Source organism: Okeania sp. SIO3I5 (assembly GCF_010672085.1).
Taxonomy (GTDB): domain Bacteria; phylum Cyanobacteriota; class Cyanobacteriia; order Cyanobacteriales; family Microcoleaceae; genus Trichodesmium.
The window spans coordinates 1-12,770 of sequence record NZ_JAAHHT010000262.1 but is presented as its reverse complement, the minus strand read 5'-3'; the positions used below and the strand labels follow the sequence as shown (position 1 = coordinate 12,770).

4 protein-coding genes are annotated in these 12,770 nt (G+C 35.6%); 1 reads left to right on the top strand and 3 read right to left on the bottom strand.

Annotated features, from left to right (window positions below):
* Positions 1-140: 140 nt before the first annotated feature.
* Together F6K40_RS34155 and F6K40_RS34150 are read right to left on the bottom strand one after the other, a co-directional pair.
* Positions 141-4,934 carry a PAS domain S-box protein gene (locus F6K40_RS34155; protein WP_293142768.1) on the bottom strand — a complete coding sequence of 1,598 codons (4,794 nt, stop codon included), beginning with the start codon at positions 4,932-4,934 and terminating at the stop codon, positions 141-143.
* Positions 4,935-6,258: 1,324 nt separating this feature from the next.
* Positions 6,259-7,605 (bottom strand): TldD/PmbA family protein, encoded by a 1,347-nt coding sequence (locus F6K40_RS34150; RefSeq protein WP_293142767.1) that lies wholly within the window; start codon positions 7,603-7,605, stop codon positions 6,259-6,261.
* 189 nt (positions 7,606-7,794) lie between these two features.
* Here F6K40_RS34150 and F6K40_RS34145 point away from each other — a divergent pair, with 189 nt between their 5' ends.
* Complete coding sequence (locus F6K40_RS34145) at positions 7,795-8,418, top strand: hypothetical protein (protein WP_293142765.1); 624 nt, start codon at positions 7,795-7,797, stop codon at positions 8,416-8,418.
* A gap of 449 nt (positions 8,419-8,867) precedes the next feature.
* Here F6K40_RS34145 and F6K40_RS34140 read toward each other — a convergent pair whose 3' ends face one another.
* Positions 8,868-12,533, bottom strand: coding sequence for a hypothetical protein (locus F6K40_RS34140; RefSeq protein WP_293142763.1), 3,666 nt, complete (start codon positions 12,531-12,533; stop codon positions 8,868-8,870).
* Between the last annotated feature and the right edge of the window lie 237 nt (positions 12,534-12,770).

Here is a 12,770-nt window from a genome sequence, read left to right as displayed (position 1 = left end):
CACCTATCTTTATTTGTTCCTATTTCCTATTCCCTGTTTCCTATTCCCTATTCCCTATTCCCTGTTCCCAGTTAAGTGTTCCCTGTTCCCTAAAACCAAGGAATTTTGTACCTCACGCTTCTTGGGAATTGCTATATGATCTATTTTAAAGCATCACATATTATAGTAAACTGATCAATAGTTTCAGGAATTTTATCCCAGTCAAAATCATCAATTTCTTGAATTAGTTTCTGACTATATTCTTGTAATAACTGACACTGATGTTCTTCTGCCCAAGCATTTAAACGAGCTGCAAATTTTTCCAAATCATTTATAGCTAAAGTTTGGCGCAACTTTAGCCAATTAGTTTCTGCTTCCATATTCAGCTTATCTAGTAATTCATCTAATCGTATTGGTTGCCCTGAAATTACCTTTGTTTCGGTAAAATTATCGAATGTTTCTATCTCAAGTTCAGGTGTAGTAGCAGCAGAAATAATCGGAAAAATTTTCTTCATTTCTGCCACCATTTGAGCACAACTGACAGGTTTCCGGATAAACCCTTCACACAAAAACTTTAACTCATTCTCATCTTCAATTTTTGATGAAGCAGTCAAGATCACGATCGCTATGTGTTTTGTTTGCTCATCTTGCTTCAGGAATAACGCTGTGTTTCTACCATCCATACGAGGCATTCGCAAGTCGAGAAAAATCAGCTCGGGGAGTTGTGCTTTTGCGATCTGGATTGCTTCTTGCCCATCGCTAGCAAAAAACAGTTGGTGAGATGTTTGATCAAAATATCCAGCAATTAAATTGCGATTAGAAGCTATATCATCAACCACTAGAATTTTTAAAGGGGCAAACTGTTGTAAATTCTTATCCTTTTCTGCTAATAAGTTAGATTTTACAGACATCTTTGTAATTTTAACTCTGGGAAAACTGAGGATAAATTTACTCCCCTTTTCTAATTGACTTTCTAGTTTAATTGTACCGCCTAGCATATCTACAAGACTACGAGTAATGGTTAAACCTAACCCTGTACCTCCATATTTGCGACTGGTTGTACTGTCACTTTGAGTAAAAGCTTCAAAAATCTGCTTTTGTTTTTCTGGCGCAATGCCTATTCCTGTGTCTTCTACAGAGATTTCTAAACCAATTTGATCGCTTTGAATATTTTCAACTTTGTCTGAATTGACAGCAACCTTAATATATCCACTTTCAGTAAATTTAATAGCATTTCCAATAAGGTTGAACAGGATTTGTTGCAGTCGGACTCGATCAAATAAAATTGCATTAGGTAAAGTAGGGGAAATCTCCATGTAGTAATTTAACCCTTTATCAGCAGATTTAGCCATAAATATTTCTTGGATTTCCTGAACTATGGAAGTGATATCAACAGCTTCATAATTCAGTTCTAGCTTTCCGGCATCAATTTTTGATAAATCTAGAATGTCATCAATTATAGCCATTAGAGTTTTACCAGTTACTAACACTGAAGTTAAATAGGATTTGCCTACGGGATCGGTAACAAAAGATTGCAGCAATTCAGAAAAACCTAAGACTGCATTCATAGGAGTGCGAATTTCATGGCTCATATTTGCCAGAAACTCACTCTTAGCTTGGTTAGCTGCTTCAGCTTGTTGTTTTGCAAGTTTGAGGGCGGTATTGTTTTCAGCTAATTCATTCCTGCGTTCAACTTCTTGTTTCAGTAAATTAGCTTGGGCAATGGCAATTCCTAGTTGAGATGCAACTGCTTCAATTAATTGAATTTCACTGTTTGTCCATTCTCTGTAGCGATCGCATTGATGTAATCCAATTACTCCGTTAAACTGACTTTGATAAAAAGTCCCTACTACTAACATTGATTTAAGTTGCAGTTGACGGCAAAAAGTTGCTGCTGGTTGTAGTAGGGTATCGGCATAAACATCATTTGAGGCAATAGCAGTTTCCTGAGTCAACAGCTTTTGCATATGAGGATTTCCTGCTATTGGTATTTCTATATCTAAAATTGACTCCACTTCTCCTAGTAGGTGTTCTGCTACACAGGGGATTTTGGGCACGGGTTCAGTAATATAGAAATGAATCGAACAACGATTTGCTTGGAAAGTTTGCCCTACTTGCTCGGCAGCAATTTGGAAAATCTTTTCTGTATCCAAACTACTACGAATATCATCAGTAATGCGCTTGAGTAAAAGACTTTGCTCAAGCTGTTGTCGCAAGGTTTCCTCTGCTAGTTTCCGTTGGGTAATATCTTCTGCAATACCGGTGAAGCGAATAACTCTTTGGGTATTATTATATAGGGGAAACGATCTGACTTGAATCCAACGAATTTCCTCATCATTACGAAGTATCCGAAAGGTTTCATCAAAAGATTTCTGGTTCTCAAGATGAATATCGAAAGCTGCTACCAAAGTCGAAATGTCATCGGGATGAACAGGCAATAACCACGATCGACTATTTTTATACATACTAGCGCAACTTCTACCCCAAATTTTCTCATAAGCAGGTGAAATATATATTACTTCTCCTTCCTCAGACAAAACAAAAAACACCTGGTCAATATTTTCTGTTAGTTCCCGGAATTTGGCTTCACTTTTACGCAACGCATTTTCAAAATTTTTTCGCTCTGTGATATCAATAGCACAAGCAAGCAATAATTGATCTTGATTTTTATCTCCTGTTTGGATCAATGTTCGATTTAAGATCATATGGTATGTTTTTCCTGATGGATGATTAAAACTGTCTTCTTTAATCATGGGATTGCCTGTTTTTAATACCTTTAGATCGTCAGACTTAAACAGCATAGAGTATTCACCAAATAAATCCTCATATTTAATTTCTGACAAAGATTTTCCTTGTAAACCAAAATTTATGACTGCTGCTTGATTCAAAAAGTGAAATTCGATCCGCTCTTTTTCCCCATAGCTTTTGAGAATGATCGGTATTGGCAACCCATCTAAAATATCTGCTAGCATTTGTTTTTGTTGAGCAAGTTGCTTGTTACTCTCTTGGAGATTTTGAGCAAAAATCTTTAATTCTGCTTCTTGTTGTTCTAGGATTTTTGTGGCTTTTTGGCGATCGGTAATATCAAAGGCGGTTCCGAATACCTTGATCACATTTCCTTCTCGATCTCTAATCCCTTCTCCTCGTAATTCTATATATCTAGTAGTACCATCGGTTCTAAATATTTTTAAGTCGATTTTAAAGGAAGTACCATAAGCTATTGCTTCATCAATACATTGTTGCAGTTGTACTCCATCTTCTGGCTCGATATACTGGAAATATTCAGTATAGCTAGGTTCTGCATTTGCTAGCTCGAAGCCAAAAATCTTGAATAATTCTTCTGAACAGGTGATTTTTTTAGTGGCAACATCTAGTTGCCAACTACCGATATGAGAAATCCTTTGAGTTTCAGCTAGTAATTCTCGACTTTCTCTGAGTAGGGTTTCTTGCTGGGTACGCTCAGTAATATTGCGCAGCAACACTAATACTTCATCCTCTGTGAGAGGAACGATCCGAGCTTCTGCAAATTTCTCTTCCCCTTTGTGGGTAACAGCATATTCTAATGTTTGTAATTTTTGAGTTGCTAAAGTTTGTTGAGCTAGTTGAGTTAGCTGTTGCAATATTGGAACAATAAATAAATCTACTAAGTTTTCAGTGTTAGTTTCTGCGTCTGAAGTCAGCATTTGAAATATTTTTTGACCGATCAGCTCAATTTTTGTACCATCCTGTTTCATCCGAATCATTGGATCGGGTATGGTTTCCACTAGAGCGCGGATTGTTTTTTCTTGCTCGCGCAGCACTACTTCTGTTTTTTTGCGCTCGCTAATATCACGATGTATTCCTGCCATTCTCAGCGGTTTGCCTTGACTATCTCTAGTTATAACTTTGCCATAATTTGCTATCCACTTCCATGCTCCAGATTTTGTCCGCACCCGATAATCAAACTTATAGGCAATAGAATCATCTTTGAGATGATCATTGAGGGTTTCCATTACCATTGGTTTGTCTTCTCGATGAATCAAGCTTTCCCAAGTTTCTACCTTGGGTGGTAATTCATCTGGTTGGTAGTCTAGCATTTTCAACCAGCAAGGACTAAAATATACCTCATTGTTAGTTATATCCCAGTCCCAAAAACCATCTCCAGAACTTTCGACTACCAGTTGTAGTCGTTCTTGATTTTGTTGTTGAATGAGTTCAGCTAATTTTTCAGAATTAATATTCTTAACCGCTAACAGTAAATATTTAGGAGATCCATCCGGGTATCTAATTATTGAGCCTATTTCTTGCCCCCAAACCAAAGTTCCATTTTGATGAATATATTGTTTTTCCAGGGAAAAAGAGGATATTTCCTGAGAAATAAGTTGTTCAATTAGGATTGATGCTGATTCTTGATTCCTAGGTTGTGTTACCTGATGATAATTTAGGTTTAAAAATTCTGCTTCAGAATATCCTAGAAACTCGCATAAAATCTGATTTACTTGTAAAAATTTTCCTGTAAGCGAGCAAATAGCAATTCCCTCTGTCGTATTTTCAAAGATTTTTTGGAAGGATTCTTGGCTTTCTTGCCTAGCTCTTTCTGCTTCCTGAAAATTTGTTTTATCTCGCAGATTAGCTATAATTCCAGTAATCTTGTCATTTTCATCATAATAGGGTGCATAAGTACGAATTATATATTTTTGACCAATCAGATTTAAGTCGATCCAACCCTGAATTTCTACAGTTTCTCCTGCCAAACATCTTTTAAATGGTTGTTTAAAAAAAATTTCAAATGTTTCTTCTCCCAAAACTTCTTTGATATTTTTACCAATTATTTGTTCAGATTCTTGATTAGTTAATTTGAGATATGCTGGATTAACTAATTGGTAGTTATAATTGGTATCTAATAAACATATAGCTTCACCACTTAAGGAAAATATTCGTTCATATATTCTTAAATTATTATGAATTTTTGGCATATTTATTCAGTTATCAGTTATCAGTATCTCGAAGTAAAGCCAGAGCCTTTTTCAGTTATAGCAAAAGGCATTTATGCTGAGGGCATGGGTCAAACCTAACCCCCTAACCCCCTTCCTATCCCCCCTGCCCCCCAATGACAAGCTATCCCTTATAAGGAACTCTTGAAACCCTTGTGGGAGGGTGGTCTGGATGGGGAGGATGGGGAGGAGGGGGAGGAAGAATTCTGTCTACATTCATAAAAAAGTGTGTTTTTCAATACACTTTTCTCCTGAAAAAGCCGATTCAAAACTATAGCAGGGAACAGGGAACAGGGAACAGGGAACAGTTAGAAAAACATTTCCCAGTCTAAGGTTCATCATCAGTCCATGTCCTAAGCAACTCTTTCTCAGCTATAAAACATAACTTGTCTATGTTGTCAAGTTTTATGTTAAGAAAAAGGGGGGGGTAGGGAAGGGGGATCATTTCTCCCCTCTCAAAAGCAGGAGAGGGGTCGGGGGAGAGGTTTTCATTGACTCAAATTTACCCACATTTTCAAGCTAGACAAGCTACTACGCCTAGATTTAATATTCCTTTTACAAACAGTCTCTAAAACCAGAGCCTTGAAATACTGAAGTTGATTTTTTTCATCCCCTTAAAAGGTGCTTATGCTTTATAAACATCTTTTTTTAACATAAAACTTGACAAAAGAGAGAAACTATGTATTTGCCATTAAATTCTTATGTCGAAAGAGTAAATATTTTTCAAAATACATTTTATTCTGATTCCATGATTTTACCAAAATAATTGGGTTTAAAGCCCCGCCTTTTAAGGCGAAATGTTTTTGGAGCGTTGCTCTAATCCCCGTTACAAAAACCACTTCTGACTTCCCCTCCGAGGAGGGGTGAGGGGTGGGTTGACTTCTGACTTCTGACTTCGTTAACCACACTTCCTACAACCCCTCCACACTCCCTGTTGCCTAAATATTGCTCTGCTGATTAAATATAAAAGCATTGACAGGTCATTTCAGTTATCAGTTATCAGTTATCAGTAGAGAGTGAACCTCCGACTGAAGTCGGAGGCTTGAAATACTGAATTAAATATTTTTTTCATCCCCTATCCAAGGGGAGGCTTTAGACCTCATTTTTTGGTAAAGGTTATAGCATTTTTGAGTCCTTAAAAAGTACCAGCTTTTTGAGCTTTGAGCGCCAAAAAGCTAGTATTTTGGGATGATTATGGCAGAAAAATTGTCCCTCAATTTTTCCGACTATCTCCTCTAAAATTCCCATTCCTCCTGTCTCCTGTCTCCTGCCTCCTGCCTCCTGCCTCCTGCCTCCTGCCTTCTGCCTAAATACTATCAGTCACACTACTAAAATTAAACGCCTTCACTCTCACCCCAGGTACAACACTATTACCATAACGATCTAGTTTGCTCACAGCATCCACATCCCGCAACATATCTGGCAAAACCTGATTAAACCGCAAATTTTTAATGGGATAAACCACTTTCCCATCCTCAATCCAAAAAGTACCATCCCGCGTCATCCCCGTTACCTCCAAAGTACGCGGATTCACATAACGCACATACCAGGAACGATTTACCAAAATAGCTCGTTCCGTCCGGGAAATCAAATCCGCCAAACTTTCCTCAGAACCCTGCATCACTATTGGAAACATAGAACCAGTAGCTTGCTTGCCCTGTTGAGCTGCCCAATACCGACTATAAGATAAGGTTTGTGGCACACCATCCTTAATTATTTCCAGATAATGATTACTCAACCCATCACCACAAAAATTCTCCAACTGCAATAAAGGATGACCAGGATAACGTTGTAACTGTACCAACGGACTAAACATTTGTTCCCCGACTCGGTTGCCCTCTGGTTTTCCAGTTTCGTCAGTACGCGACATAAACGATCGCCCCTCATCTGCTGCTCGTGCATCCAAATTAAATATTAGCCAAATCAATAAATCAGCTAAAGCAGCGCTACTGAAAATCACGGGATAAACACCGGGACTAACTTCTTTGGGGTTACGAGCAGCAAAGGCACGGTTAATCAACTCTTCAGTTAAACTTTCAGTCGGTAGTTGATTTATACCCCAGGCAGTGCTACGACTCCAACTAGAACCATTTTCGATTCTTGCCGTAAAACTAAAGTCTGCTGTTGTATATTTATTACAGGCGCGTAACCCAAGTGAATTAGCGATCGCTCCTAAAGATATATCTGTACTCAGAGTCCCAGATCCATCTACCTCTGCTTGGGCACTCATGGAACATACTTTTTGGACTATTTCGCCTCGTGCCAGTGGGGAAATAGTAGCAGTCAAATCATCAAAGGCCGGAGTCCGATTTTCGTATTGTTGGGGTTCGAGCAGTGGCACCCATTCTGGATCTTGTGGGGCGATACGGGCGAGTTCCTCGGAACGGCGAATGGTTGCTGTAATGGCATCTGGATCTAGTTCGGTGGTTGAAGCAGTGGCGCTGCGAGTGTCAAAATAACTGGTGATGTTAAGTTCAAATTTTGTTTTGCTAATATTTTGGCTAATTTGATTTTCTGAGTAACGAGTTAAGGATGATTCATTATTGCTCAGACTAACGAAAATACCTTCGGCGTCAGATTTTTTGACGGTTGTTTCTACTAAGGATAATGCTTCTTCTTGACTGAGAAGATTTGGTTTGATTTGTGTGGTCATTTTTGGTTGAGATTTGGATGAGATTTATTTTTTTTGTAGTAAAGACTTTAGTCTTTTATAGGAAGTAACTTTCAATAGTTGTCAATTCCTGTTTTTTGAAGTATAATTGTAATATGAAAGGCGCTCATCTGAATTGGCTTTTTCATAGAGCGCCTGGATCAAAAAGTTAAATCACAAGAGGATTATATCATGGTTCATTGCATTGGTATTAAATCCACTCATTTTTCCGAAAAATTAAATTCAGAAATTCAGCCATTAGTGCCCTTAGAAATTAAGATTGAAAGTATTAAACTTGTTGGGATTGCTCAAATTCCCCAAATAGTTTATATAACTTCAAAAGGACGGTGCAGCACTTTTTTATCTAAAGCAAAATTTCTGAATTGTTTGCTTTGTTTTTTGCAAATTAAACAGCGCCATTTTAGCAAAATCATAAGTTATAATTTTCAGACTTATGGGATTAACATAAATGCAGAAAATAGCAAGTATTTTATTGTTTATTCGGAAATACACGCTTTTCTTGAAAGATATAATCGAGCTGCTTTAGAAAAGTTAGAAGTTGAGTTGACGGCTGTTAGTTCTGTGGTTAGGAATCCAATTAAAGGAACTGTAGCTGAGGTAAATAATCTTGGTTGTAGTTGTCCTGATATGGTTTATCGTCATAATGTTTGTAAACATCAAATTGCTACTCATTTGTATTTACAGTCAAATGGATGGGGTTCTTTAGCAGAATATTTACAACAAAATACAGGGAAAAAATGGGAGGAAAAATTGTTGGCTATGGCTGAAGTTGCTAAGTATGATTTAGGTATTTGAAATGGAATAGGGAATAGGAAATAATAATTTCTGTTCGGTGGGAATAGAAAATCAGAAAAACAACTGTACCTCAGTAATTTTATCAACCTTATATAGCATTTCTCATAAAGATGAGGTACATTTACGATCCCCCTAAATCCCCCTTGAAAAGGGGGACTTTTTGTTGCCTCCTGCCTTTGAAAGCTATGCTTTATAAACATCTTTCTTAACATAAAACTTGGGCATTATTGACAAGTTATGGGTAGGTCTTGGTTCGGCTTTTTCGGGAGAAAAATGTATTGAATTAGACACAAATAAGTGAAGACTGTAGACAGAATTCTTCCTCCCCATCCTCCCCATCCTCCCCATCCTCCCTCGCAGGAGAGAGGTTTTTATAAGTTTACAAACAGCTTCTAAGAACTGCTATATTCTCTACTTTTAAAGAAAATTTCAATTCTCACATCTGATTCCTAATCGCTATATTTCTCAGATTTATCGGTACTAGAAAGCATCAAAGATAGAGTATTAATTTCTGGGGAAGCTACTAAAAGATTTTGGTCGAAAAGTCGATGCCATTGACTGTCTAATGTTAGAGAACGAAAACTTAAATAAGGAAAATTTTCAAAGTTTTTAGTTACAGGTAGAAAGCTATTGCTAGAATACATTGATTTAATATAACGCTGAAATTTTTCTCTGATTTTCTCTTTAATTGGATTAAATTCTAAGTTATTTGTTTCAGGTAGTTTACCAATAGTAAGAGTCGATGTATGGATAGCTAAATATTGGTCAGAAAAACTTTTTTCATCTCTTAAAGTTTGTGACTCTTCTAAATTTTCTATTTTCCGAATAATATCTAATACATCTTTAGCTCCGTTTTGAAGACTTAATGGATATTTTTCAGATTTACTAATTATAGTTAAATCGTTAAATAATTGCTGTAAATTCATATTGTTAATTGTACTAAGACTAATTTGATAATTCTCAGTACCCTGATTATTTAAGGGTATAAAGATAGAACCACCATTTATATAAGCATTTTGTAATTTTCCTATTGCCAAAAAATCACTAAATAACCCATTATTTTGATGAAACTTCTGAAATTTATCGATTAAACCGAGATAACTATTTAGTTGCTTTTGAATTTCTCTTTCTTCCACAGCAAATATTTTTTCTAGTTCGGTTTTTAATCTGTTAACAACAACATCTTTAAAACCAGTATTTATATAAGTTTTTCTCAGACCATTGACAAATTCTGAAATAGTTTCTCCTATTGATTGACCAGGGGATGAAATAGCTTTTCCTCCAACTGGAATTACAGCACAATCAAACTTACCAATATTTGCAGTTCCAGATATACGAGTTTTTACAGCAGCTTGGAGAGTTGCCATTAATATTAATAAATTTGAGAGACTTTCTTTATATGCTAATTCCCGATTTTCGGAGCTATATAATAATGTAGAACCAATATAAAATTTGAGATACTTTTCTTGATTTTTTTCTATATTTATATCTCCACGACCTCTATAGATAAGTTGAGTAATTTCCATCAAATTTCTTTCTATTTCAAAATTAGGAATTACTGCTAATATATGTCTCACTCTTTTAAAAGATAATCCTCTTGAAGCACTGGCAGTCATAAAAATCACATCTACTTTATCTTGATATTCTGAGATAGAAGCTCTGTCTAAAATATCAGAATGAATTATTAGATAATGTTCTTTTTCATTAAAATCTTTGCCTTGAGCTGTGAGTCTATTTCTCAAATTATCGATAATTTCTTCGAGTCTTCTTTTATTTTGAATATAAACAATAGTCGGCTCTTTTGCCATCCTCAATTCAATATCATCTAATAATCTCTGATTTTGTTTTTTCTCTAATTTATCTCTGACTTTATACTCCTTATCTAAGTTTTCAAACTTGAAGGTATTAATCAGAATATCGTATTCAACATTGAGACTTTTAGCAGGATAACTAGAAGTATTTATTGCCCATCCTTGTAATTTATCAAATGTAAACCTTTGCAGAATATTATTATTTCCTCTACCCGGACGAATATAAATTTTGCTTGACTCCGGGTTTTGAGATTGTAAATAATCATTAGCAACTGAAATATCAGCAAGGGAAGCATCTGCCACGATAATTTTAGTATTAAATTTATGTCGATTATCTAACAATTCATATTTCTGTAGTTTCTTGATTAATTCATGGAAAAAATACACGCCTCCATCATCGCCAGTAATTTCATCAATCATAATTATGATATTAGGAATTACTCTGGAGATTTCTTGCATTTTTTTGGGTAAAATTCGATTTTCTCTTTTGTCATAAGCAGCATCAAATATTTTGTCAAAGTGGTCTAATGTTAATCTACCAGTTTCGGCATTTTTCTTGAGAGACTGTATGGCAGATGTAGCTACTATATTAATTCCCATATCTTGGTTTTTATAGAAATTTATCAAATCAGTTATTGCCGAAAAAATAGAATCTAAAACTCCTCTATTTAGATTTTCATTAGGAACAATTCGATCGCGAGATTCTCTAGATGCTATTTGTTTATAGCTCTTATCAAAATCTTCATTTTCCAGAAATTTAACACTTGTAGATTGAGGCAAATTTACCAGACTACCTTTAATACAACTTACAGCTTTATTTCCTCCATTGGCGCGGATTAAATTTGAATTACTTTGAAGATAAATAAGATTTTGACTGACATTTTTATCCTGATATTTCAGCTTTTCTTGTATATCTTGATTGACAGAAATTCTAGGTGATAGGTAAATAAATAAATAGTTACTTTTTAATTGTTGAAGAAACTCAACCACCGCCGTAGTCTTGCCTATTCCGGGGGCAGCTTGAAGTAAGAGCAAATTATCCTCTTGACTTAAAGCTTTTATAACTTCTTGTTTGTGATTATCCCGCTCATTTGCCGTATTTTTAAATTTATCTATTTCCTCGCTATAGGAAAAATGAAACTCTTCTTTCTCTGTGCGAATATCAGGTTTAATATCTCGAATAAAATCCCGTGAAAAATTATTTTCAAACTCCCTGAATATTTGATTAAACACTTTATTTTTAATCTCTTTCCTAGCTGCCTCCGAATTTTTTTCCCTGACTTGTTTGTACAAAGAACCACAATTTTTGAGAAAAGTTAGAAAACTTTGATTACTGCCATTACCAGTAACTGCTTGCTCCAAGCGATCGCTAATTCCTAAAACCTGAATATGGGATAATTCAGAAGAATTAAATATCTGATTTTCTTGGGCAAATTCAATAAAATTATCTGCATAACTTCCTGCTTGAATAATTTTGACTATTTCCTTATCAGTTTTGGGAAAAGCATTAATTTTCTCATCAAATTTTGGCAGTAAACTGAGCAAATAATCTCCATATTTATTCTCTAGTAAATTTTCCTCATTCCCGATATCGACTCCTACCTGAGAAAAAATACTTTTACCCCGACGGTAGTTGTACTCTTTAGAAATAATTTTCTCAATAGTTTCATAATTTCTGAGAGGTTTAATATCAATTAATTCTTTCAGCACAAAAATTGATAAGTCGGCAACGAATAAAGCATATCTATCTTCCTGGGTACGACTATCTTTTTGTTTCAGCAGTAAAATACAGTCTGAGTTTAAAAATTTTCCCGTACCTTTATATTTTTCAGGGTTTGGTATTATCCCCAGTTGTTTTGCAGGAATATCTAGAGAATAGTTTTCTCCATTTTCATTCTTACTTATTTGCTGAATAGTATTGTTATCCCAAAAACAACATTGGAAATATTCAACAGTCACATTTCTTGCTTCCCACTTTTCCGGTTTACTTTTAGACACTGGTTTATATTTTCCCCATTTAATATGACGCAACCAGTTATCAACCAAAATATTTGCTTTGACAAAACCCGTAGCAAATATGTGAAACATCCAATCACAAACTTCATCTCTTTGTGGAGGAGAAACAATACCAGTATCATCAGCGATCGCCTCTGCTAAACTCCTTAGTTTTAACCTCTGTAAAAAAGGTAGATAAATATCGTATTTTCCGGGAATATTATATGCTTGAAGCAGATTAATAATTCCGACATTAAATCCATTTTCAAAGATAAACCCCGAATGTTCTCCAATACTAAATTTTCCCATCTCACTAACCTATAAAAATTTTTTGCGTAATTATATTTTGCCACGATAAAGACGTCTCAGACAAACCTAACCCAAGGAAAAATTTGCCACCTTTGTCTCAAATCTCGCCAGAAATTCTGATTTTTCCAGCAATATTTGACTTGCGCGTTTTTTGCCGAGACATCTCCAGGTAAATTTGCCACCCCTCCACCATGAATTTCTCAAATATTTTCTCTTCCTTTTGAGAAAGTACAGCCA

What these genes read in the sequence shown, in the direction of transcription:
- F6K40_RS34150 (WP_293142767.1), bottom strand. Translation starts at nt 7,605, where the DNA reads ATGACCACACAAATCAAACCAAATCTTCTCAGTCAAGAAGAAGCATTA.
- F6K40_RS34155 (WP_293142768.1), bottom strand. Translation starts at nt 4,934, where the DNA reads ATGCCAAAAATTCATAATAATTTAAGAATATATGAACGAATATTTTCC.
- F6K40_RS34140 (WP_293142763.1), bottom strand. Translation starts at nt 12,533, where the DNA reads ATGGGAAAATTTAGTATTGGAGAACATTCGGGGTTTATCTTTGAAAAT.
- F6K40_RS34145 (WP_293142765.1), top strand. Translation starts at nt 7,795, where the DNA reads ATGGTTCATTGCATTGGTATTAAATCCACTCATTTTTCCGAAAAATTA.